Origin of the sequence: Mycobacterium sp. 236(2023) (genome assembly GCF_029623955.1) — a bacterium.
Lineage (GTDB): Bacteria > Actinomycetota > Actinomycetes > Mycobacteriales > Mycobacteriaceae > Mycobacterium.
Map to the genome: position 1 here is coordinate 56,843 of NZ_JARSBP010000012.1, position 24,109 is coordinate 80,951.

The 24,109-nt window shown below is 65.7% G+C and carries 19 protein-coding genes; 9 read left to right on the top strand and 10 right to left on the bottom strand.

Annotated elements, in window-relative coordinates; genetic code table 11:
• The first annotated feature begins 29 nt into the window (after positions 1-29).
• Positions 30-2,258, top strand: a complete 2,229-nt coding sequence (helR, locus tag P9A17_RS31030; RefSeq protein ID WP_278042641.1) for an RNA polymerase recycling motor ATPase HelR — start codon at positions 30-32, stop codon at positions 2,256-2,258.
• Position 2,259: 1 nt separating this feature from the next.
• On the opposite strand, the gene P9A17_RS31035 is transcribed toward helR, so the two are convergent.
• Positions 2,260-2,691, bottom strand: coding sequence for a hypothetical protein (locus P9A17_RS31035; RefSeq protein ID WP_278042642.1), 432 nt, complete (start codon positions 2,689-2,691; stop codon positions 2,260-2,262).
• A 290-nt stretch (positions 2,692-2,981) separates the two neighbouring features.
• Here P9A17_RS31035 and urtA point away from each other — a divergent pair, with 290 nt between their 5' ends.
• From urtA to urtE, 5 genes are read left to right on the top strand one after another with little or no spacing between them, the layout of a single operon-like run.
• Positions 2,982-4,247: an urea ABC transporter substrate-binding protein gene (urtA, locus tag P9A17_RS31040; protein WP_278042643.1), complete on the top strand. Its 1,266-nt coding sequence runs from the start codon at positions 2,982-2,984 to the stop codon at positions 4,245-4,247.
• Positions 4,248-4,254: 7 nt separating this feature from the next.
• Complete coding sequence (urtB, locus tag P9A17_RS31045) at positions 4,255-5,139, top strand: urea ABC transporter permease subunit UrtB (protein WP_278042644.1); 885 nt, start codon at positions 4,255-4,257, stop codon at positions 5,137-5,139.
• On the top strand, positions 5,136-6,245 hold the full coding sequence (gene urtC / locus P9A17_RS31050) for an urea ABC transporter permease subunit UrtC (protein ID WP_278042645.1): 1,110 nt from the start codon (positions 5,136-5,138) through the stop codon (positions 6,243-6,245). Before urtB ends, urtC begins: the two co-directional genes overlap by 4 nt.
• Positions 6,242-7,075, top strand: coding sequence for an urea ABC transporter ATP-binding protein UrtD (urtD, locus tag P9A17_RS31055; protein WP_278042646.1), 834 nt, complete (start codon positions 6,242-6,244; stop codon positions 7,073-7,075). The genes urtC and urtD overlap by 4 nt, the downstream gene beginning before the upstream one ends.
• Positions 7,075-7,767: an urea ABC transporter ATP-binding subunit UrtE gene (gene urtE / locus P9A17_RS31060; protein WP_278042647.1), complete on the top strand. Its 693-nt coding sequence runs from the start codon at positions 7,075-7,077 to the stop codon at positions 7,765-7,767. Before urtD ends, urtE begins: the two co-directional genes overlap by 1 nt.
• A gap of 92 nt (positions 7,768-7,859) precedes the next feature.
• Here urtE and P9A17_RS31065 read toward each other — a convergent pair whose 3' ends face one another.
• On the bottom strand, positions 7,860-10,817 hold the full coding sequence (locus P9A17_RS31065; RefSeq protein WP_278042648.1) for an Ig-like domain-containing protein: 2,958 nt from the start codon (positions 10,815-10,817) through the stop codon (positions 7,860-7,862).
• A 455-nt stretch (positions 10,818-11,272) separates the two neighbouring features.
• Between P9A17_RS31065 and P9A17_RS31070 the strand changes: the two genes are divergently transcribed.
• The gene (locus P9A17_RS31070; RefSeq protein ID WP_278042649.1) at positions 11,273-11,800 is read left to right on the top strand and encodes a hypothetical protein; all 528 of its coding nucleotides are present in this window, start codon (positions 11,273-11,275) and stop codon (positions 11,798-11,800) included.
• A 5-nt stretch (positions 11,801-11,805) separates the two neighbouring features.
• Here the strand turns inward: P9A17_RS31070 and P9A17_RS31075 are convergent, their stop codons facing one another.
• From P9A17_RS31075 to P9A17_RS31095, 5 genes are all read right to left on the bottom strand, one after another.
• Positions 11,806-12,690 (bottom strand): hypothetical protein, encoded by an 885-nt coding sequence (locus P9A17_RS31075; protein WP_278042650.1) that lies wholly within the window; start codon positions 12,688-12,690, stop codon positions 11,806-11,808.
• Positions 12,687-13,070, bottom strand: coding sequence for a hypothetical protein (locus P9A17_RS31080; RefSeq protein WP_278042651.1), 384 nt, complete (start codon positions 13,068-13,070; stop codon positions 12,687-12,689). Before P9A17_RS31080 ends, P9A17_RS31075 begins: the two co-directional genes overlap by 4 nt.
• A 16-nt stretch (positions 13,071-13,086) precedes the next feature.
• A complete protein-coding gene (locus P9A17_RS31085; RefSeq protein WP_278042652.1) occupies positions 13,087-15,405 on the bottom strand; it encodes a GH25 family lysozyme in 2,319 nt (772 codons plus the stop codon).
• A 150-nt stretch (positions 15,406-15,555) separates the two neighbouring features.
• Complete coding sequence (gene hisS / locus P9A17_RS31090; protein ID WP_278042653.1) at positions 15,556-16,818, bottom strand: histidine--tRNA ligase; 1,263 nt, start codon at positions 16,816-16,818, stop codon at positions 15,556-15,558.
• On the bottom strand, positions 16,818-17,480 hold the full coding sequence (locus tag P9A17_RS31095; protein WP_278042654.1) for an MBL fold metallo-hydrolase: 663 nt from the start codon (positions 17,478-17,480) through the stop codon (positions 16,818-16,820). Before P9A17_RS31095 ends, hisS begins: the two co-directional genes overlap by 1 nt.
• Positions 17,481-17,598: 118 nt before the next feature.
• Here P9A17_RS31095 and P9A17_RS31100 point away from each other — a divergent pair, with 118 nt between their 5' ends.
• Together P9A17_RS31100 and P9A17_RS31105 are read left to right on the top strand one after the other, a co-directional pair.
• Complete coding sequence (locus P9A17_RS31100; protein ID WP_278042655.1) at positions 17,599-18,489, top strand: peptidylprolyl isomerase; 891 nt, start codon at positions 17,599-17,601, stop codon at positions 18,487-18,489.
• 5 nt (positions 18,490-18,494) lie between these two features.
• Positions 18,495-19,499, top strand: a complete 1,005-nt coding sequence (locus P9A17_RS31105; RefSeq protein ID WP_278042656.1) for a peptidylprolyl isomerase — start codon at positions 18,495-18,497, stop codon at positions 19,497-19,499.
• 3 nt (positions 19,500-19,502) lie between these two features.
• Here the strand turns inward: P9A17_RS31105 and P9A17_RS31110 are convergent, their stop codons facing one another.
• The 3 genes from P9A17_RS31110 to P9A17_RS31120 all read right to left on the bottom strand — a co-directional run bounded on the left by P9A17_RS31110 (position 19,503) and on the right by P9A17_RS31120 (position 24,106).
• Positions 19,503-21,803 carry a RelA/SpoT family protein gene (locus tag P9A17_RS31110; protein ID WP_278042689.1) on the bottom strand — a complete coding sequence of 767 codons (2,301 nt, stop codon included), beginning with the start codon at positions 21,801-21,803 and terminating at the stop codon, positions 19,503-19,505.
• Positions 21,804-21,926: 123 nt separating this feature from the next.
• Positions 21,927-22,460 (bottom strand): adenine phosphoribosyltransferase, encoded by a 534-nt coding sequence (locus P9A17_RS31115; protein ID WP_278042657.1) that lies wholly within the window; start codon positions 22,458-22,460, stop codon positions 21,927-21,929.
• Entirely contained in the window at positions 22,457-24,106 is a 1,650-nt protein-coding gene (locus P9A17_RS31120) for an ABC transporter substrate-binding protein (protein ID WP_278042658.1), read from the bottom strand. Before P9A17_RS31120 ends, P9A17_RS31115 begins: the two co-directional genes overlap by 4 nt.
• Between the last annotated feature and the right edge of the window lie 3 nt (positions 24,107-24,109).

A 24,109-nucleotide genomic window follows, 5' to 3' on the forward strand; every position in this document is an offset into this window, starting at 1 on the left:
CAGCCGTCGCGCAATTTGCTAAGGGGCACATGTCAAGTCAGATGATGCACACGAACTACGACACCGAGCTGCAGTCGGAACGCAGCTACATCGAAGCCCTGTATGCGCGGGTCGATGCCGAGCGCGAGCGGGTCAAGCGCAGGTACGCCGCGGCGCTGGGGGCTCCCGTCGATGCCCAGGACGGCGGGACCCTGGTGGATCGCGACGCCGAGGTGCGCGCGACCTCCGCCCAGATGGATCGGCTCAATGTCGCCGATGCCGGTCTCTGCTTCGGCCGCCTCGACAGCGTCGACGGGGAGCGGATCTACATCGGCCGCCTCGGCGTGCTCGACGATACGAACGACTACGAACCGCTGCTGATCGACTGGCGCGCCCCCGCCGCCCGCGCGTTCTACGTCGCCACGGGTGCGCACCCGGAGAACATGCGCAGGCGCAGGCAGTTCCGCAGCATCGGACGCCGTCTCATCGATTTCACCGATGAGGTGTTCGGTAGGCCCGGCGCGGACGAAACCGAAGGCCAGCGAGGCAGTTCCAGCGACGTGGCCCTGCTCGCAGCGGTGAACGCGCCGCGCGGTGAGGGCATGCGCGACATCGTCGCCACCATCCAGGCCGAACAGGACGCGATCATCCGGATGGATCACCCCGGTGTGCTCGTCATCGAAGGTGGTCCCGGCACCGGCAAGACCGTCGTCGCGCTGCACCGCGTCGCGTATCTGCTCTACACCCAGCGCAAACGGATGGAGAGCCACGGCGTGCTCGTGGTCGGACCCAACTCGGCGTTTCTGCGCCACATCGGGCGGGTGCTGCCGTCACTCGGCGAAACCAACGTGGTCTTCATGACCATCGGCGACCTTCACCCCAGCCTCCACGCCACCGCGGAGGACAAGCCGGAGGCGACACGGATCAAAGGCTCGCTGGCGATTCTCGATGTACTCGCCGCAGCGGTCGCCGACCGGCAGCGCGTTCCGGAGGAACCGCTGCCGATAGACCTCTCCGATGTGTCGGTGAGCATCGGCGCCGACATCGCCGAGTGGGCCATTCAGGAAGCCCGGGCAAGCGACCAACCCCACAACGACGCACGCACCGTCTTCGTCGACGTCATCACCTGGGCTCTCACCGAACGGGCCATCGCGAAGCTCGGCCGCGGCTGGTTGACGCGCTCGGACAAGGCCGCCTGGGAACATCTGCGCGCCGATCTGCTCGACGAGCTCGAAGACCACGCGGCGTTCAAAGCGGCGCTCAACCAGCTCTGGCCCGTCCTGACGCCGGAAACGCTTCTGGCCGAGCTCTATTCGTCACACGACCGGCTGCGCGCGGCGGGTGCGGACCCCGCCCTGTATCGCGAGGACGGCGCCGCTTGGACACTGTCGGATGTGCCGCTGCTCGACGAACTCGTCGACCTCCTCGGGCGGGACAAGTCGGGCGAGGAAGCCGCCGAACGGGAACGCCAGGAGGAGGCCGCCTACGCAGCGGGAGTGCTCGACCTGATGATCGGCCGCGAGGACATGATGGACGACGAAGACCGGCTGATGGCCCAGGACGTCATCGCCGCCGAGGATCTCGCCGAGCGATACATCGAACGCGACACCCGCGAACTCGCCGAACGAGCTGCCGCAGACCGGGAATGGACGTACGGGCACGTCGTCGTCGACGAGGCGCAGGAGCTCTCGGAGATGGACTGGCGGGTGCTGATGCGACGCTGCCCGAGCCGCTCGTTCACGATGGTCGGTGACCTCGCGCAACGACGCTCGACGGCCGGTGCGACGTCGTGGGACTCGATGTTGAAACCCTATGTGCCCGACCGCTGGATGTACCGGACCCTGACGGTGAACTACCGCACTCCTTCGGAGATCATGGCCGTGGCCGCGGCGGTGCTCGCCCAGTTCGCGCCCGACGTGAAACCGCCGGAGTCGGTGCGCTCCAACGGAATTGCCCCCTGGTCCCGGCAGGTGGACGATGACGAGCTCGCCTCGGCCATCGAAGAGTTCCATACCGATGAAGCACAGAAGGACGGCACAAGCGTCGTCATCGGGCCGCCCGGCGTTCCCGGGACGGTGTCACCCACGGAGACCAAAGGACTGGAGTTCGATTCCGTCCTCGTCGTGCACCCGGAACGCATTCTCGCCGAAGGCACCCGAGGCGCGGCGGACCTTTACGTTGCGCTGACCCGCGCGACCCAGCGGCTCGGGGTATTGCACCGAGACGAACTACCCGCCGCCCTCGCCGAGCTGACGGGGCGGCGATGCGCTCAGGCCTGAGTCACCAGCGGCCGAGCTTGCAGAACACGTTGTACGGATCGTTGTGCTCGGTGGCGACGGCGCCGTCGACGGCGATGTCACAATGCGCGTTCGGAGGGGCCTGGCCGCCCTTGGTGGTGCTGCTGACCTGAAGGATCGCCCAGTTCGGATCTTCCATCGTGGTCTCGAACACCCACGGCACGCCCGGCGCCAGGTTGACCTTCTCGCGCTTGGCGTACGCGTAAGCGTCGGCGTTGAAGGCCTCCATGCTCGGCGGCTGGGCCGTCACATAGAAGAGGTCGAACTGGTAGGCGCCGCCCGACACGAGCGTGTAGCGGACCTGCTTACCCGCAGGCTGAGCGCTCGCGGTGGGCGCACCCACCATGACCGAGGTGGCCGCCGCCAGCAGTGTGGCCCCGACTGCCGCTCCCACTTTGGCTGTAGCAATTCGCATGTTGGTCACATCGCCGGACGCTACCGGATTGTTACGGGCGTGCCAGTCCCTCGCCCTCGCCCTTGGTTAACGGCAAACCAACCGTCACTTGCGACCACAGGTTAACTTTCCCGTCACACACAGACATTTGGCAGAAACACAGGCGCTCTAACGTCCCGATTCGACACCGGGGTGGTGTCGAAACTTCTTCGTTCAGGGCCGCTCTGCGTGGTTCTGAGGGGTGCAGAAGTGTCCTTCTTCGGTTCCTCATCAGGGGATGAGCGCTGCCGACCGTGCCAGAAAGGCCGTACATGCAACAACCACGACGCCATTCGTTCACAAAGTCCGCACTGACCACCGGAAGCGTCGTGGCGGTGGCCAGTTTGCTGTTGGCCGGCTGCGGAAGCAAAGCCACTGAGGAAGATTCAGCAAATGCCGAGTCCTGCGTGGACACCTCGGGTGAAACCATCAAGGTCGGTGCACTGAATTCACTGTCGGGCACGATGGCGATCTCCGAGGTCACCGTTCGCAACGCCATCGATCTGGCGGTCGAGCAGATCAACGCCGACGGCGGCGTAATGGGCAAGCAGATCCAGCTGGTCGGCGAGGATGGCGCATCCGAGCCCACGGTTTTCGCCGAGAAGGCCGAGAAGCTCATCAGCAGCGACTGCGTCGCCGCGGTGTTCGGCGGGTGGACCTCATCCAGCCGCAAGGCGATGCTCCCGGTGTTCGAGAGCGCGAACTCCCTGCTGTATTACCCCGTGCAGTACGAGGGCCTGGAGTCCTCCCCCAACATCTTCTACACCGGTGCGACCACCAACCAGCAGATCGTCCCTGCCCTGGACTACCTCAAGGAGCAGGGCGTCAAGTCCCTCTACCTGGTCGGTAGTGACTACGTCTTCCCGCAGACCGCCAACCGCATCATCAAGGCGTACGCCGAAGCCAACGGCATCGAGATCAAGGGCGAGGACTACACGCCGCTGGGTTCGACCGACTTCTCCACCATCGTCAACAAGGTGCGCTCCGCAGGTGCCGACGCAGTGTTCAACACGCTCAACGGCGACTCCAACGTCGCGTTCTTCCGCGAATACAAGAACGTCGGCCTGACGCCGGCCGTGATGCCGGTGGTCTCGGTGTCGATCGCCGAGGAAGAGGTCGGTGGCATCGGTGTGCAGAACATCGACGGCCAGCTGACCGCGTGGAACTACTACCAGACGATCGACACCCCGGTGAACAAGGAGTTCGTCGACGCGTACAAGGCCAAGTACGGCGCCGACAAGCCGACCTCGGACCCGATGGAAGCCGCCTACGTGTCGGTCTACCTGTGGAAGAACACCGTCGAAAAGGCACAGTCGTTCGACGTCAAGGCAATTCAGGACAACGCCGACGGTGTCACGTTCGACGCACCGGAAGGCCTCGTCACAATCGACGGTGAGAATCACCACATCACCAAGACCGCCCGCATCGGCGAGATCCGTCCCGACGGTTTGATCTACACGATCTGGGAGTCGCCCGGCCCGATCGAGCCGGACCCGTTCCTGAAGTCCTACCCGTGGGCCGCCGGCCTGTCGGGCTGATCCACCTATGGATGTCGTAATCGGACAGCTGGCAACAGGATTGAGCCTCGGCTCAATCCTGTTGCTGGCCGCACTGGGATTGTCCCTGACGTTCGGCCAGATGGGCGTCATCAACATGGCGCACGGCGAGTTCATCATGGCCGGCTGCTACACCGCCTACGTGGTGCAGCAGATCGTATCGAGTGCCGGTGTCTCGCTGATCATCTCGCTGGTTCTCGGTTTCTTCATCGGCGGTGCGATGGGTGCGCTGCTCGAGGTGACGCTGATCCAGCGCATGTACGACCGACCTCTGGACACGCTGCTGGTCACGTTCGGCGTCGGTCTGGTCCTGCAGCAGGTGGCACGCGACATCTTCGGCGCACCCGCAGTCAATGTCGTCGCCCCCGAATGGCTGTCCGGCGGTCTGGAAATCATGGGTGCGGTCGTCCCGAAGACACGCATCTTCATCCTGGTGCTGGCCGTCGTGTGCGTCGCGGTGCTGGCCGCTGTGCTCAAGGTGAGTCCGATGGGACGCCGGATCCGCGCCGTCGTGCAGAACCGCGATCTCGCTGAGACCAGCGGTATCTCGTCACGCAAGACCGACATCACGACGTTCTTCATCGGATCGGGCCTCGCGGCCGTTGCCGGTGTCGCGCTGACGTTGATCGGGTCGACCAGTCCGACCATCGGCCAGAGCTATCTGATCGACGCGTTCCTCGTCGTCGTGATCGGTGGACTCGGGCAGATCAAGGGCACTGTCATCGCGGCCTTCGCACTCGGCTTCCTGAACTCGTTCATCGAGTACAACACCACCGCATCGCTGGCGAAGGTGATCGTCTTCGTGATCATCGTGATCTTCCTGCAGGTGCGACCGCAGGGTCTGTTCACCGTGCGGACAAGGAGTCTCGTATGAGAACCATCCTCGGACGTTGGCAGACCTGGGCGGGCTTCGGACTGGCCGCGGTTGTCCTGTTCGGGGTGGCGCCCGTCGTACTGTCGGACTTCCGCCTCAGCCTGCTGGGCAAGTTCCTGTGCTTCGCGATCGTGGCCGTCGGCATCGGGTTGGCCTGGGGCCGGGGCGGCATGCTGGTCCTGGGTCAGGGCGTGTTCTTCGGTCTCGGCGGCTACATGATGGCGATGCATCTCAAGATCGCTGACGCGGAGATACGCGGTGACGAGGTGCCCGATTTCATGCAGATCCAGGGCGTGCGCGAACTGCCCGGGTACTGGTCGCCTTTTGCGTCGCCGATCGTCACGCTGCTGGCCATCGTGGTGATCCCGACCGGCATCGCGGCGGCACTGGGTTTCGGCGTTTTCAAGCGCAAGGTCAAGGGTGCCTACTTCGCGATCCTGTCCCAGGCGCTGGCGGCCGCCTTGGCGATCCTGCTGGTCGGGCAGACCAGCCTCGGAGGGTCCAACGGCCTCAACAGGTTCCGCACGTTCTTCGGGTTCACCCTCAATGACCCGGCGAACCGACGAATGCTGTACTTCATCGCCGCGGCGGTGCTGCTCATCGTGGTTGCCGTCGTCCGTCAGCTCATGCAGAGCCGGTATGGCGAACTGCTCGTCGCCGTCCGCGACGGTGAGGAGCGGGTGCGCTTCCTCGGTTACGACCCCGCCAACGTCAAGGTCGTGGCCTACACGGTGGCGGCACTGTTCGCCAGCATCGCGGGCGCGTTGTTCGCCCCCATCGTCGGCTTCATCGCACCGTCTCAGGTCGGCATCCTGCCGTCCATCGCGTTCCTCATCGGCGTGGCGATCGGCGGACGGGCCACCTTGCTGGGGCCAGTGCTCGGCGCCATCGGTGTGGCGTGGGCGCAAACCCTGTTCTCCGAACGCTTCCCGTCGGCCTGGACCTACGGGCAGGGTGCACTGTTCATCATCGTCGTCGGCTTCTTCCCGGCCGGCCTGGCAGGTCTCGGCGTGTTCCTGCACCGCCGACGCAAGGCCAAAGCCGGGGCTGAACCGCCAGACAAGACGCCCGACCCCGACGAAGAGAAGGTGGGCGCCAGCTCATGAGCGACGTCGAAGCGAGCACCGCAGGCAAGGAACCCGCCGTCGGCGGCAATGTCGGCATGGGCACGCAGTACCTCGAAGTGCGGGGACTGACAGTCGATTTCGACGGCTTCAAGGCTGTCAGCGACGTCGACCTCACCCTGTTCCAAGGGGACCTGCGGTTCCTCATCGGCCCCAACGGCGCGGGAAAGACCACCGTCATCGATGCCATCACCGGCCTGGTGTCGGCGACCGGATCGGTGAACAAGTCGGGCATCGAGCTGCTCGGCAAGAAGGTGCACCAGATCGCGCGCAACGGGGTCGGGCGCACGTTCCAGACCGCGAGCGTGTTCGAACAGCTCACCGTGCTGCAGAACCTCGACATTGCCGCGGGCGCAGGACGATCGGTCTGGACACTGTTGCGGAGGCGCAACAGCGTGCTGCCCGCTATCGAGCAGGCGCTGCACACGATCGGGCTCACCCACCTGGCCGACAAGCCGGCAGGCGTGCTCGCCCACGGGCAGAAGCAGTGGCTGGAGATCGGCATGCTGCTGGTGCAGAACGCCGACGTGCTTCTGCTCGACGAGCCGGTGGCCGGCATGAGCACCGAAGAGCGTGAAGAGACCGGAAACCTGTTGCGCCGCATTGGTGCTGAACGCACCGTTGTCGTCGTCGAACACGATATGGACTTCATGCGGGCCTTCGCCACGTCGGTGACCGTGCTGGCGCGTGGCCAGGTCATCGCCGAAGGTTCTGTCGCTGAAGTCCAGGCCAACCCGAAAGTCCAGGAGGTCTACCTGGGTACCGCCGCGGCCGGAGCCGACGGAATCGAACTCGTCGAGGAGAACTCCTGATGCTCGAAATGGTCGATGTGCACACCGGTTACGGACGCAGCGAGGTCATTCACGGCGCCACCATCAAGGTGCCCGCGGACGGCGTGGCAGCTGTGATGGGCCACAACGGTGCAGGCAAGACGACGCTGCTTCGCGCAGCGGTGGGTCTGCTGAAATGCACCTCGGGCAAGGTCATGTTCGACGGCGAGGACATCACCAAATTGCGACCGAGTGCACGGGTGGCGAAGGGTCTGGCCTATGTGCCGCAAGGGCAGCAGTCGTTCGGGCAGCTGACGACCGCCGAGAACCTGCAGGTGGTGGCCGACGGCCGCAAGAACGGCAAGAAGCTGATCGACGAACAGCTCGACCTCTTCCCCGCGCTCAAGGAGCTCCTGACCCGGCGCGCCGGCCTGCTCTCCGGTGGTCAGCGACAGCAGCTGGCGATCGCGCGCGCGCTGATCACCGAGCCCAAATGCCTGATCCTCGACGAGCCGACCGAAGGCATCCAGCCGTCGGTCGTCCACGAGATCGAGGAGACGATCACAGCGCTGACCGAGCGGGGCAATCTCGGCGTCCTGCTCGTCGAGCAGCACATCGGTTTCGCGCTGGAATCGTCACAGCGCTACTACATCCTGGAGGCCGGCCGCATCACCAACAGTGGTACGGGAGGTTCGGCGTCAGAGGCCGACGTCCGCGCCGCAATGGCGATCTAGTAGTTCGCACCGCGAGCGCGCGTGTCTGCACGCGGGCGCGCCGGTAATTCTGTGCAAATACGCGCGCTCGCAATAGGTTTCGATCGGTTGCGCTAGTTCCCGAAAGTCCTGGTGGTGTTGTTCCACTGGACCCACGCACGCGAGAAGTAGGTGGAGTCGACGATGCCGTTGGTGACTCGGTAATAACCGTCGTAGACGGTATAGATCTGGATACCGGTTTGCTGGGTTCCGGCACCGTTGCTATTGCCTGTCCAACTGAACGTGTGCTGGTTACCCGCGTTGATGGTGACCGATCCCCGAGACAGCGTGTACCACGGGGAGCCGGTGCCGTTGTTCGACGAGTTCAAGCCGCCGCTCAGGTCGTCGCCATCGGGGTCGGTCGTCGTAGCCGTCGCGGTGCAGGTGCCGAATCCACATGCTGGATTGTTGGTGCTGATCGTGGGGTTGGCGTTGATCGCGTAGATCGGGACCTTCACCGTGACCTGAGCGGTGCCGCCGAACCCGTCCGAGACGGTGGCGGTGAACGCATCCTCCCAGGCTGCGAGGGCGACACCATTGAACGTGCTGCCCGCGGCCCCGATCCTGGCCACCGCATGGCGCTGGGCGACCGTTAGGTTGCTCGTGTAGGTGAACGTACCGTCGGCGGCGAAGGTGATGGTTCCGCCCCTCGCCGAGGTGGCGGTCGTCCAGATCGGCGCGTCACCGTCGGCGTCGGCGTAGGTCAGTTTCCCGGTACTGGTCTGCGTCGTGCCGTTGAGTGTGCCCACCGTCGGCGTTGTGGTCACGACCACCGTCGGGGAGGTGTTGGGCACCGTGGGCTGGACCGTCATCCGCAGGGTGACCTGGCGACCGTTGGCATCGGTGGCGATGATCGTGACCACGTCGTCGGCCGTCGTGCTGTGCCCCAGGCCCGAGTTGCGCGTGTAGGTGAAGGCGCCGTTAGCAGGGTTGAACGACGTCACGGAGCCCTTGCCCGGAGCCGTACCCAGCGAGTAACTGGTGAACACGCCCGGTTGGTTGGTTGAGCCCGGTACCGAACCGGTGACGATGTTGTCCGCAGGTTTGGTGACGTTGGTCGGGGTGATCGACGTGGTGTTGGGCACCGTGACCGTGATGACGGTGTTTCCGTGATGACCGTCGTTGATATTCACCTGGAAGCTCTGCGTGCCTGAGACCGTCGACGTCGAGACATAGGTGTACTCACCGGTCGTCGGGTTGATCGTGACGATGCCGCCATTGTTGGCGCCGTTCTTCGTGTACGCCGAGTTGCCGGACAGGCCGTTGACCGACGAGCCGACGAGCGAGTACTTCAGGGTGTCGCCATCGGAATCGGCGCCGGTGACTTTGCCCTTCACCACGCCCGCCGCGTCGGTGCCCGTGACGGCGTTGGAACCCGTCGGGTTGGCGTTCGTCCCGCCGATGATCTCGATCCGGAACGTGAGGGTGTAGGGAGCACCGTCCGCGGACAGCACCGGAACCTGCACGGTGTCGTATCGGTCGGCCTCGTTCTCCGAAGTCGACCGGTGGAAGAACGCCGCGTCGTGGAAGTGCGGATCCCATACCGCCGGCGGAGTGTAGGTAAATCCACCGGTGTCGTTGTTGATCGTGACCAACGCGTTGGTCGCCGACGAGAATGTCCCGCCCTGGGACACGCCGAAGAATTTGACCGGGTTGCCGTCCTGATCGAGCACGTGGAAGGTACCGGCTGCGTACAGACCCAACGCGTTCTTGTAATGCCAGCTGTCGTACGTCGTGGTCGTTGAGTACGTCTGCAGGGCGGCCATTTCCTGGAACCGCTTGTAGATGCCAACGAACGCGATGTAGGTGACGATGGTGAATGGATTGGTCTGCGCTTCGGTCCAGGTGGGAAACGTTACGTTCCAGGCTCTTTCCGGCTCGTCGAAGGCGCCGCCGTCGCCTCCGAGCAGCGCCGCCGCCTGTGCTGCAACTACTTTCGCAGAGAGGCTCGAGAAGTTACTGAGGTCGGAGACGGTGGCGTTGGCGCCGGTCGTCGCCTTGATGACGTGGATAGCCCACTGCTGCGGGTCATAGATGCCGTTGAGCATGTCTTGTAGAACCGTTGCCGTCCCGACAACCGCAGCACCCATGATCTTGTACGGCGAGATGATGTCCAGCGTGCCCGCACCGTCGGCAAGCTTGAACGGCGGCACGACCCGGTTGAGGAAGTCGCCCATCGCATTGAATCTGTCGGTGGTCGTGGAACTCGGGGGTAGCGAGACGAAAAAGGTTCCGATGATGCCGATCAAATCCGGAAGCCACCGCGCAGGACTGAAGAGGGACGCGGTCGCAGTGACATTGTCGAGCTGATTGTTGGCGGCGTCGAGGCTCTGGTCCGTTTGGCGATTGGTGATCGTGACGAAGTTGCGCGGCGTACCGGGCCAAGCCCCTATTGGGGTGCCAGGCCAGGCCGCAAGGCGGCTGATCGCACGCTGCAGCACGCTTTGGAACAACAATTCGTTAGGCGTCGCGGTCGCAGCGGCACTCGGCGCCGCGGCCGCGGCAAGCGCGACGGGCCTGATGACCTCGGTCGACTCCGTCTCGGTTATGGGCGTCTCGGTATCGTCCACCGTCGCTGTGGATTCGACCGACGACTCGGCCTCGAGGTCGGCCTCGGATGACTCGACCGGGTCGGCCGTCGTCGGTTCCTGCGCGTCGTCGGATTCTCCGTCCGACGCGTCGTCGACGACGTCCTCGTCATCACCATCGGCTTCGGCGTCAGCATCATCCTGCTGAGAACTCGGAGCTTCCGCCCGATGCTTCGCCCTCTGTGGGGGTGCGTCGTCGGCACCGGACGTGGCCGTCGGGCCGCCGCCATCATCGCTGCTGGAGCCGTCCGCACTGGACGATGAATCACTGGAACTAGACGAGTCATCCGTAGCAGCCGACGCGACACCCTGGCCGCCCGCAATCGCCGCCGCGAGCCCGAAGCCGACCGCACCCGCTTGTAGCCACCGCACGCAACCAGAGCCGGAGTTCTTGCGGTGACGGCCTTTGGCCCGGCGCGGCTTCCGTGGGCTGGCGGCGGCCATGCAGCTCCCCTGCTCTGTCGTTTCCAGCCCACCCGCTGTGGCGTGTCGGCATCCCGGCGAGGAACGCGCACAGCTATGCGTTCCCACTTCTAAGCAAATATCACAACGCGACAAATTATGACTTCACGCGTGCACGCCCAAAGAGAGCGATGCACGTCACAGTAGATTAACACGAACGTTAATAGTGACAAATGAGACGTGTTACCACAAAGCTCTGAACAGACACGATGATGCTCACAGACTGCTCAGCACCTTGGTGAATTGGCTAAATATCGACGTCAACAAGCAATCCGCTTACCGAACACCGTGCCGATCGACGGCTACCGACACTCTACGCAAAGTGTCCATGCGACAGAATTCGCAAACTCCGGCGCAAACTTCACCTCCCCCGTGTGCATCGGCGCGTCGGTGTGCAGACCCGCACGCTCGCGGTGCGAGGTGACAGACTTCCCGGCATGCGTGTACTCGCCGACGCCGGCAGGCTCGTCGTCGCCGAGGACGGACCCAACGTGCTGGTCATCGACCGGGGCAACGGGCCATCGGAGATCACCGTGTTCGTGCTGCTGGTGATCACGCTGGTCTTCGGCATGTTCGGGCTGGTCACCCTCCTCATGTCGGTGGCGGGCTCGATGTCGACGGTGTCGCTGCCGGTCTCCACCGCGTTGCTCGGCATCGGGATCCTCGCCGGATTCGGCATGGCGTACGGTGCCCGGTCCCTGCGCCGCAGCCGACTGACTCCACTGGAGTCGCTCCGGCCCGTCGCCGTGTTCGACCGGCTCCGGCGAACCTACGTCGATGCCGACGGACAGATCGTCGCACCGCTGGATCAGGTCCGCATCGAGCGGCGTATGCAGATCGGTTCGAGCTCACAGAAACTGGTGGCCGTGACACCGACAGGCGAGCGAGTTCTGATGCGGGGCAACCCGTTCGGTGCCTCCATCGGCAACATCGACGATGTGCTCAACGCCGCCCTCTGGCGCTAGGCACCTCAGATGCTGTTGAGCACCCGATTCAGTGCGTCCAGACGAACCCGCTCAGCCACTTCGGTGAGGAACCGCACCGCCGGCGCGATGTCGTATCGCGTGTGCGGTCCCCCGACCCCTGCGCCGAGGAAGAACGCCCCATTCGCGACAGCCTGAACCAACGGAAGGACCTGCTCGAGCGGCTCGGAGAGGATCTCGGCCACCTCGGCGGCGATGGCCAGCGCGGTGACCACGGTGGCGTCCTGGACGACGTCGAAGATGATCCGCTCGTTGTGCCCCACCTCCGTCTCGGCAGTCCACGGGTCGAGGTCTGTCGGCGCGCACGCGTAGAGGTCCCCGTCGGTGGCGAACGACAGAAGGAAATCGGGTGTCTGTTGCGGGGTCAGATTTCCCGGCCCCGCGATACCACCCGATACGAAACCATTGACATTGCGCGGCAGCGGCTTTCCCGCGTAAGCATTGCCATTCGCCATACCGGGACAACGCATCGGGTCACCGTAGTTCACGATAGCGACGACGTCCTGGAGGCGATGGTGCAGGATCCCGTCTGCCGCGAGAATGTCGTCGCGCCAGACGATATCGACGACGAGAGCCCCCTGGCTGTAGCCGCTGAGCGCCACGGGGCCGGCGTGCCGTCCGATCTGGGCACACAACTCGGCGCGCCCCGCACGCACCGACGGCCCCATCGGAAAGGCCGCCGCCGGATAACCGATCGGCTGCCAGACCCACATTCCGTCGTCCGCGCGGACCAGAGCTCGCGCCAGATCGGCGGGAAACCCGGGACCGAACGGGTCGGGTACACCGGTGCCGTTCACGGTGAACAGGGTTCCGGCCGGCGCGTAGGCGACACCTTCCTTGGCCGCCCGGATCCTCGGCCACAGCCCGGTCATGTGCCGGGGATGTCCCCGAGGAACCCCGCGGGGTACGCCCGGAGCTGCCTGGCGCGCTCGATGTAGGCGTCCAACGTGGCCTCGTCGGTGGTGGCGATGAAGTGCTCGATCTGCAGCAGCATGAAATCCTTGAGGTCGAACACCATTCCGTTGCTCGCCACGTAGCGCCAGCTGATCTGTTCGCTGGTGCCGATGTCGTGGTCGAGTTGCGATGTCGACGACGCCACCGGCCTGCCGTCGACCGTGCGGGTGAATGGTTTGTTCTTGTGCAGGTTGCCGAACACGGTCCGGGCCCGGACTCGCACCCACGCCCACGGACGCGGGCTGCCGTCGATCAGAGTGCCGTTGATGCCGTTGAGGACATCTTGGTCAGCGGTCATGGTTCCTCCTCGCCGATCAGTGGGTGATCGGTTCGGCGGGGCGACTCGCCGCGGCCGGCGCTGTCGTCTTGCGGGGTGGCCGGGCGGCTGCCTTGCGTGGTGACCGGCGGCGAGGCGCAGGAGTCGGCGTTCCGTTCGGCTCCGGCTCTCCGACGAATGCGCTTGCAGGTGAACCCTTTTCACGTCGCCACTGGATCGCGAACTCCATCAACTCGAACAGGACGTCGGCGAGGTCACGCGTCAGACCGTCCGAGAAGGTATGGCGCCAGGCGATCTGTTCGCTGATCGGGACGATCTGCTCGAACGCGTCGGTGTGTCCGGCCACCCTGGTGCCGTCGGGCTGCAGGCGTTGCCACGGGCCGCGATCGGGGTCCGCGACGATCTCGTTGAAGTCGCGCGCGGAACGCGAGTGGGCGTAGCGCCATTCGAGCGGCCAGCCCTCGGGATCCACGCCGGCGATGGCAAGGCGGAGTTTCTCCCAATCGGTGACGGGCGTCGGCGCGACGTGTGGAGCCGGCGCCGCCGCAACCACCGGCGGCACCGGGACAGCTGGCGAGACCGGCTGTGCGGCAGCAGCATAGATGTAGCCCTTCGGCGGGATGAGCGTCGCGACCTGGTCGAAGCTGACCCAGTAGCCGAACGGGGAGAATCCCGAATCAGCGATCCACACGGCGCGCAGTGCCGGATTGCTGTCGTAGCCCATACAGGCGACGTAGTGCCGGACGGTGCGGTTGCCGTAGTTGGGGTTCACCGACCCCTTCACGCCCCGCGGATGGTTGCCCACCGGAGCCACCCAGTTCATCACCACGCCGTACCCGCTGTCGATCGACCGGACAATGTTGCGCCACAGCATCTCCCGCTCATCCCCCGTCGGTGGATCGTGGGGCATCTCGACAGCGGTGAATCCCGCGGCCGGCACCAGATTGTGGAGTACCGGTCTGATGTTGTGCACGCTGTCGGTACCGTTCTCGTCGGTGCCCATCTTCGGCGCGAGATCATGTTCGCGAACCCTGATTCCCAGCGAGTCGAGCACGATCTGCGAGGCGGCGGGCCCACAGAAGAAGCCGGTGTCCTGCCGCACCAGCGGGATCGAGCGATCGTAGGACAGCACCTTCTCCGTGACCGGAATGGTGATGACATTGTCCACCCGGCCGGGATCGCGTCCACACAACCGGATCAGGTCATGCAGGGAGCCGTCGAATTTGTTGACGTCGCAGGTGTTCTGGCTGCCGACCTGCCCGTCGGAGGCGAACTGCAGGATCTTGGGTTTGCGGCCGGACATCGGGTTCCACCCCGCCTGGGTGTTGGTGACGCCCTGGTACTGCTCCTTGAAGGCGCGGGGTGCACCTGATCCGTTGTAGTTGCTGTTCCAGATGTCGTAGCTGGGCGCGAGCGAGTCGCCGTAGACCCAGTTGGGCGCGTACACGATCACGTAGGCACGTGCCCCCTGCGCCGCCATCCGCCGGTTGACGGCGTTGACGGCGGTTGTGATCTCCGCGGCGCTGGGTGCGCGCACACCTGCTTTCGGCACCTCGGCGTCGATCTGCCATATCCATGCGACGTCGCGCCACCAGGGTGTCTCGGCGTCCACGAAGTTCATCCACTCGCCCACCTGCTCTTCGATCTCCTCGGGCCACAGGAAGTGGTAGGTGCCGAGGACCGGAATCCCGGCGTTGCGGGCCCGTTCCAGCGCCTCGCGATAGTGCTTCGCCTTCCACGTGCGGCCTTCGGTGGCCTTGTGCACGAAGAACGAGATGCCGTCGCGCTGCGCCTCGACCAGGTTCATCGGTCCGCGCTCCCAGTCGTGATCGGAAGCGTCCCAGCCCCAGACGAGGTCGACGTCGGCTGACACCACCGGTTCGTGCCGTCGCGTGGTGATCGTCTCAACCGGCGACTGGCCGTTGCGTTCGAGTCGGGCGAGCAGTTCGTCCGATGTGGCCCAATGGATGTGGTCGAAATGCCCGATCGCTTGGGGGCCTCCGTAGATGCTGCCGCCCGGATTCTTGATTTGATTCTTGACGTAGAACCCGTCGTCGTCGGGAAACGGGGTGGAGTGGATCAGCTCGACGGTGGCATCGGAGTAGTTGTCGTACAACCACTTTGCGAAGTCGCGCATTTGGGCGGCATCGGGTGGTGAGCCCGCCCCGATGTCGAGCGCGGCCGTCTGGGATCCGTGGTGCTGGAGACCGTAATGATGTGAGACGGAGCCGTGGTTGCCGTCGCGGCCGCTGGTGATGTAGATCTGATCGGCTTTGGGGTAACGCTCCAGGAACGCGATCATCCGGTCACCGAGTGGACCCGTGAGAACCCCAGGCCGCCGTTCGACTGCTCCCATCGTGCACCTGCTTTCGTCAGGGCCCCGGGCGATCCCGCCGGCGCCTGACCTCCATGCTTTCGACCGCGGTCGCGCATGTCGTGCGTAGTGCACTACGCAGATGTTGCGGCGCCCGCCCCTGGCGGGCCAGGTGACGACGTGCGGTGCGCGTCAACCCAGGCGGGAAAGCACCTCGGCGACAACGTCATCGACGGCGACATCGACCTGCTCACCGGTCGCCAGGCTCTTCACACCGACCGTGCCGGCCTCAAGGTCCCGGTCGCCGGCGACCAGCGCGATGGACGCACCGGAACGGTCGGCACCCTTCATCGCACCTTTGAGGCTGCGGTCGCCGTAGGACACGTCGACCCGCGCGCCAGCGGCGCGCAGTTGCGCTGCCAGCACGGCCAGCCGCACCTTCGCATCCGCACCCAGTGGCACCGCGTAGACGTCGACGCGAGCCGACTCCCCCACGGTCTTGCCCTCGGCGCGCAGCGCCAGCAGCGCACGGTCGACGCCGAGCCCGAACCCGATCCCGGACAGGTCCCGGCCACCGAGCTGAGCCATCAGGCCGTCGTAGCGGCCGCCGCCGCCGATCCCGGACTGCGCCCCGAGGCCGTCGTGGACGAACTCGAATGTCGTCTTCGTGTAGTAGTCGAGCCCGCGCACCATCCGCGGGTTGATGACGTACGGCACCGCCAGAGCGTCGAGGTGGGCCAGCACCGTGTCGAAGTGCTGTTTGGCCGCGTCGGACAGGTGGTCGAGCATCAACGGCGCGTCGGCAGTCATCTCCTTGATGTGCGGGCGCTTGTCGTCGAGCACGCGCAGCGGATTGATCTCCGCGCGCCGCCGGGTCTCGTCGTCGAGATCGAGCTTGAACAGAAAACGCTGCAGCAGCTCCCGGTATTGGGGGCGGCAGCTGTCGTCGCCGAGCGAGGTGATCTCGAGCCGGAACCCGTCGAGGCCCAACGACCGGAAGCCGGCGTCGGCGACAGCGATCACCTCGGCGTCCAGCGCCGGGTCGTCGACGCCGATGGCCTCCACCCCCACCTGCTGCAGCTGCCGGTAGCGCCCGGCCTGAGGCCGCTCGTACCGGAAGAACGGCCCTGAATAGCAGAGCTTGACGGGAAGCTGCCCGCGGTCGAGGCCGTGCTCGATGACCGCGCGCATGACGCCGGCGGTGCCTTCGGGGCGAAGAGTCACCGAGCGCTCACCCCGGTCGGCGAACGTGTACATCTCCTTGGAGACGACGTCGGTGGACTCGCCCACGCCTCGCGCAAAGAGCGCGGTGTCCTCGAAGATCGGCAATTCGATATCGCCGTATCCCGCGCGCCGTGCGGCGTCGAGCAGCCCGGAGCGCACGGCGACGAACTCGGCCGAGTCGGGCGGCAGGTAGTCGGGGACGCCCTTGGGCGCTTTGAAGCTGTCAGTCACTAGCTCAGACCTTCGAGAAAGGGGTTGTTGTGGCGTTCGGTGCCGATGGTGGTTCGTTCGCCGTGCCCCGGTAATACCAGGGTGTCGTCGTCGAGCACCAATAATTTCGTGACGATCGACTCCAGCAGGTCGCGTCCGCTGCCACCGGGCAGGTCGGTGCGGCCCACCGACGACCGGAACAACGTATCGCCGGTGAAGGCGACCAGATCGGGCCCCTGCTCGACCCGGAACACCACCGAACCCATCGTGTGGCCCGGCGTGTGGTCAACCGCCACCGTGATCCCGCCAAGCTCGATCTTGTCGCCGTCGCGGTCGAGTTCGACGACCTGCTTGGGCTCGCGGAATATGGCCCCGAAGGCCATTTGCGCTAATCGCGGCCCGAAGCCCTTGATCGGATCGGTCAGCATGTGCCGGTCCGCCGGATGGACGTAGGTCGGGCAACCGTAGGTGTCGGCGACCTTCTGCGCCGACCACATGTGGTCGATGTGACCGTGGGTGAGCAGCACCGCCGCGGGGGTGAGCCGGTTCTCGTCGAGGATCCTGCGCAACGGACCCATGGCCCGCTGACCGGGGTCGACGACGACGGCGTCGGCTCCCTGCCGCGGGGCCAGCACATAGCAGTTGCACGCCAACATGCCGGCCGGAAATCCGGTGATCAACACGCCATCAAGCTTCCCACGTCCGGGTCGCAGCCCTGTTCACGAGGGTCGCGACCTTCCCGGTCAGGGAGAAATGGCACACTCGGTGCCGACCGGATCAACTGCGAGGAGGACACCGGCCGTGCCGACGAACGAACAACGGCGTGCGACAGCGAAGCGCAAGCTCGAGCGGCAGCTCGAGAATCGTGCCGAGCGGGACCGCAAGCGCCGCCAGTACACGATCATCGGGTCGGCGGTAGGCGCCGTCCTCGTCGTATCCGCCGTGGTCGCCACCATCGTGCTGGTCAACCGCGATTCCGGAACGCAGACCGCATCGGCGTCGCCCACGACGACCGAGACGTCGTCGCCGTTCGACGTTCCGCCGCCGACCGAGGCGGGGCAGCTGCCGGAGTTCGTGGCCCCGGAGGGGCTGGGCAGCGACTGCCAGTACCCGAAGTCGGCCGAAGCGGCCAGCAAGCCGAACAATGCGCCGCGTACCGGCGAGGTCCCCACCGATCCGGCCGAGGTCAGCGCAAGCATGGAGACCGACCAGGGCAACATCGGGCTGCAGCTCGACAACGGCAAGTCGCCGTGCACGGTCAACAGCTTCGCCAGCCTCGCCCAGCAGGGCTTCTTCAACAACACCCCGTGCCACCGGCTGACCACCAGCGATTCGCTGGGTGTGCTGCAGTGCGGTGACCCGACGGGCGAAGGCATCGGTGGCCCCGGCTACCAGTTCGCCAACGAATACCCGACCGACCAGTACCAGCCCGACGACCCGAACCTCAATGCGCCGGTCGTCTACCCGCGAGGCACGCTGGCGATGGCCAACGCCGGGCCCGGCACCAATGGCAGCCAGTTCTTCCTGGTGTACAAGGACTCTCAGCTGCCGCCGCAGTACACGGTGTTCGGCACCATCGACGAGACCGGCCTGGCCACGCTCGACAAGATCGCCAATGCCGGCGTCGCCGACGGCGGTCCGGATGGTTCGCCGAAGCTGGCGACGACGGTGAAGTCGATTCAGCTGGACTGACGGCGGTGACCAGTCCTCCGCCGTATCACGAAAACCAGCCTTACCCAACGGATTACGGCGGGTACCCGGGCCATCCCGGGTATCCGGCGTCGCGGGGCACCAACGGGCTGGCCGTCGCGTCACTGGTGTGCGCGTTCGTGTTCGCACCGCTGGGCGCAGTGTTCGGCCACATGTCGTTGTCGCAGATCAAGAAGAGCGGCGAGGAAGGCCGCGGTCTCGCCATCGCCGGTCTGATCGTCAGCTATCTGATGATCGTCGTGTCGATCATCATCGTCGTGGTCTCCGTATTGATGGTGTTGCTGCTCGCGCAATCGCTCGAAGAGTTCGACAACGCCAGCAATCGGCAACGTACCCAACCGATTCCGTCAGCGGGCAGCCCTCTGCCCCCGTTCGATCCGCCTGCGACGCTGGGCTCGAACTGCCAGTACCCGGCGACGACCGAACGAGCGGGCAAGCCTGTCCAGCCCCCTCAGGCGGGACGCACGTCGACCACCCCTGCGTCGATCCCGGCTCGCATCGTGACCAATCGCGGCGACATCGGGCTGGAGCTCAACAACGCGCAGGCACCCTGCACGGTGCACAACTTCTCCAGCCTCGCCGAGCAGGGTTTCTTCGACAACACACGGTGCCATCGACTGACCGTCGACCCCGGTCTGCGCATGCTGCAGTGCGGCGACCCGACGGACACCGGCACGGGCGGGCCCGGGTACCGCTTCCCCAACGAGTATCCGAGCAACCAGTACCGGCTCACCGACCCTGCGCTGAAGTCCGAAGTGGTCTACCCGCGCGGCACGCTGGCGATGGCGAACTCAGGGCTCGGGACGAACGGCAGCCAGTTTTTCCTGATCTTCGACGACTCGATGCTGGCACCGCAATACACGGTGTTCGGCACGATCGACACCAAAGGTCTTGCTGCACTGGAAAACATCGCCGCTGCCGGAGTGCGTGGCGGCGGCGAGGAGGGCGAGCCGGCAACCGACGTCACGATCAAGTCCGTGTCTGTGGGCTGAGGCTCACGCTGCAGAGGTGACGCGGTAGACGTCGTAGACGCCCTCCACGTTGCGCACCACGTTCAGGACGTGGCCCAGATGTTTGGGGTCGCCCATCTCGAAGGTGAAGCGGCTGATCGCCACCCGGTCGTTGGACGTCGTCACCGACGCAGACAGGATGTTGACCTTCTCGTCAGCCAGCACCCGCGTCACGTCGGAGAGCAGTCGGTGCCGGTCGAGGGCCTCCACCTGGATGGCGACCAGGAACACCGATGACGGCGACGGCGCCCACTGCACCTCGATGATCCGTTCCGACTGCTGTTCGAGCGATGTGGCATTCGTGCAGTCGGTGCGATGCACGCTGACGCCACCGCCCCGGGTGACGAAGCCCATGATGTTGTCGCCCGGCACCGGGGTGCAGCATTTGGCGAGCTTGGTCAGGACGCCGGGAGCCCCTGGCACGGCGACACCGACGTCGTCGCTGGTGCGCTGACGGATCGGCATCGTCGCAGGGGTGGACCGCTCGGCGATCTCGTCGGCCGCCTCGTCGTCGCCACCGAGTTGCGCCACCAGCCGCTGCACGACGTGACGGGCGGACACGTGCCCCTCGCCGACCGCGGTGTAGAGCGCCGAGACGTCCAGGTAGCGCAGCTCGCGCGCCAGCGCGTTCATCGTCTCGGCATTCATCAAGCGCTGCAACGGAAGTCCGCCGCGACGCACCTCGCGGGCGATGGCCTCCTTGCCGGAATCCAACGCCTCCTCGCGTCGCTCCTTGGCGAACCACTGGCGAATCTTGGCCTTGGCCCGGGGCGACACGACGAAGGTCTGCCAGTCCCGCGACGGACCGGCGTTGGGTGCCTTCGACGTGAAGACCTCGACGACTTCGCCGTTTTCGAGCTTGCGCTCCAGCGCGACGAGGCGACCGTTGACGCGGGCGCCGATGCAACGGTGTCCGACTTCGGTGTGCACCGCGTAGGCGAAGTCCACCGGGGTGGACCCTGTCGGCAGGGTGATCACGTCACCCTTGGGGGTGAACACGAAGATCTCCTGCACGGCGAGGTCGTAGCGCAGCGACTCCAGGAACTCCCCCGGGTCGGCCGCTTCCCGCTGCCAGTCGAGCAGTTGCCGCATCCACGCCATGTCGTCGATCTCGGCGGCCGCGTTGCTCGGCGGAGTTCCGTTGCGGCCCTTGGCTTCTTTGTAGCGCCAGTGCGCGGCGATGCCGTACTCGGCGGTCTTGTGCATGCCCGTCGTGCGGATCTGCACCTCCAGCGGCTTGCCCTCGGGCCCGACGACAGTGGTGTGCAGCGACTGGTACACGCCGAATCTGGGCTGGGCGATGTAGTCCTTGAACCGCCCGGCGATCGGCTGCCACAACGAGTGCACGACGCCCACCGCGGCGTAGCAGTCGCGGACTTCGTCACACAGGATGCGGACCCCGACGAGGTCGTGGATGTCGTCGAAGTCGCGACCTTTGACGATCATCTTCTGATAGATCGACCAGTAATGCTTCGGGCGGCCCTCCACGGTGGCGTTGATCTTCGACGCGTTCAGCGTCGCGGTGATCTCGGCACGCACCTTGGCCAGGTAGGTATCCCGCGACGGTGCCCGGTCAGCGACCAGCCGGACGATCTCTTCGTACTTTTTCGGGTGCAGGATCGCAAACGACAGATCCTCCAGCTCCCACTTGACCGTGGCCATACCCAGCCGGTGCGCCAGCGGCGCAATGACTTCCAGCGTCTCCCGGGCCTTGCGGGCCTGCTTCTCAGGAGGGAGGAACCGCATGGTTCGCATGTTGTGCAGCCTGTCGGCGACCTTGATCACCAGCACGCGGGGATCGCGAGCCATCGCGATGATCATCTTGCGGATGGTCTCGCCCTCGGCCGCCGTCCCGAGCGCGACCTTGTCCAGCTTGGTCACACCGTCGACGAGGTGGCCCACCTCGACGCCGAACTCCTGGGTCAGCGCCTCCAGGGTGTAGCCGGTGTCCTCGACGGTGTCGTGCAGGAGCGCGGCGATCAGCGTCGTCGTGTCCATCCCGAGTTCGGCCAGGATGTTGGCGACCGCCAGCGGGTGGGTGATGTACGGGTCCCCGGATTTCCGCAGCTGGTCCGAATGGCGCTGCTCGGCGACCTCGTACGCGCGCTGCAGCAGCGTCAGGTCGGCTTTGGGATAAATCTCGCGGTGGACCGCGACGAGCGGTTCGAGCACCGGGTTGATGGCGCTGCGCTGCGATGTCATCCGGCGGGCCAGCCGGGCCCGCACGCGCCGGGACGCGCTGGTCGGCGCCGGTTTCACGATCTCCATCGGCTGCGTCTCGGGCATGTGCGCAGGCGGAGACTGCACGGTCTGCCCGATGGCGGGTTCGTCAGCCACGCGTCACCTCCTCGCTACCAGACTTCGAGGATATCGCTATCGCCTGCGCGCACACCGACGAGCCGCGATCGCCTACACCGTGTAGAGGCTGGTCACTTCCAGCGGTTCCACCGCAGCGCGGCCGCCGAGTGCCGTGAGTTCCATCATCACGACCGCTCCCGTCACGGTGGCACCGGCCTTGGTGAGCAGCTGGTGGGTGGCGGCCAGTGTCCCGCCGGTGGCGAGGACGTCGTCGATGACGACGACGGAGCGTCCGGCCAGCTCGATGCCGTTGGCCGGTACTTCGAGTGTGGCGGAACCGTATTCGAGGGTGTACGTCTCGCCGAGGACCGGTGGCGGCAGCTTCCCACCCTTGCGGACGGCGAGAACCCCGATCCCGAGTGTGACGGCCACTGCGCCGCCGAGCAGAAATCCGCGGGCGTCCACACCGGCCACCAGATCCGCCCCGCGGGCGCTGTCGGCGATCGCCCTGCTCACCTCAGCCAGGCCGTGCGCATCCGCCAGCACCGGAGTCAGATCCTTGAACTGGACTCCCGGCTCGGGAAAATCGGGCACCTCACGCATCAGGGACTTGATGACGTCGGAGATGTCCCTGCCCGTGCTCATTGACTCAGCTTCCAGCGGTCCATGTTCCATCCCGCACCCCATCGCGTCGGATTGCCACTCACTGCGAACATTTTCGTCGATGTGAGCAGAGTTCGCTGCTGGCGGTACAGCGGCAAGGTCGGCATGTCGCCCCACAGGATCGGGCCCGCTTCACCGAGCAGGCGCGCCAACTCCTTCGGATCGGAGGTGACGGCCACGGTCGAGATGATCGCGTCGATGCGCCCATTGTTGTAACGCGGCAGGTTGTTTCCGTTGGCGCTGTGCAGCGCGTAGGCGTCCATCGCCGACGAACCCGACGATCCGCTGCCCGACGCTCCGCCGGTGCTGGCGATCAGCACATCGATCTCGTTGTTACGCAACGAGATCGGTCCGGTGTTCTCCCCCGCCGCATCTTCGATCGTGATCCCCGCGGGGGCGCAGGCCTTCGCGATGGTGCCGACGGTGGCCGCCAGCCGGGCGTTGGGCGTCTGATATCCGATCCGCACCGTCAGTGGCTGCCCGTTGAGGGTGGCGCGGGCGGCATCCGGGTTGCCCACGGCGAACTCGTTCACTTGCGGGGTCGCCTCCGCAGCGCTGTAGGCGTCCTCGGTCGCACCGTTGAGCCGCGCGTTGGCCACGGGCGTCTCGGCGTTGCGCGCGATCACGTCGCGCGGGGTGCACAGCGCCAGCGCCCTGCGCGCGGGCACCGCGGCGAGCGGGCCCTGCGGGGCGAAGATCAGCTGTTCGATGCCGGCAGACGCAGAGTCGGACCGGACGTAGTCGTCGGGGAGGTTCAGCGTGCCCGACGACCCGGCGGCGATGTCGACGACGTCGTAGATGCCCTCGTTGACACGGTCCTGCATCTCGGGGCTGCGCGGCCACACCGTGACCTTGCGGGTGACAGGCGTTGCGCCCCACCACTTGTCGTTGGCCACCAGAACCACGGCACCATCGGCGCTGACCGATTCGAGCTTGTACGGCCCCGAGGACGGGAACTTCTTCAGGTCCAGATCCGGGCTGAGGTTCCAGGTGGTGTTCCACACCTGGGCTATACGCTCCACCGCCGGGCCATCGTTGCTCAGCAGAGCGGTCGTCACGGCACCGTCGCCCAGTCCGAGGACGTCACCGATGACATGCGCAGGCATCATCGACGTTGCGGTGAACAGCTGGCCGTAGTCGGTGAATCCACGCTCCGGGGCGAAGGACACCCGGGCCTTCTTCTGGCCCGGCGCGCAGTCGATGGTCGCGATGTCGGTGTAGCCGGCGCGGCTGGCTGCGTCGAACCCCGGGAATCGACCGGACTGCGACGCCCATGCCAGCACCATGTCGTCGCACGTGATCGGCTTGCCGTCCGAATACACAGCTTCGGGCTTGATCTCGTAATCGAGAATCAGCGGTGAACGCCCTACCACCGAGACCGTGCCGAAGTCGTGGTCGCCGACGATCTGCCCGTCGGGGCCGTGGTAGTTGAAGCCCGTCAGCACCCGCGCGAACGCCTGCGGGCCGCCGGAGGCAGCGCCTGCCACCGTGTTGGTGTTGTAGGTGATCAGAGTGCCGTCGACGGCGTAGTCGACCGATTCCGCGGTCGCATCGGAGCACGAGGTCAGACCTATTCCGCCCAGCAGGGCGAGCACCGCCGCCAGGGCGGTCGCGCGACGGCCAGCCATCGG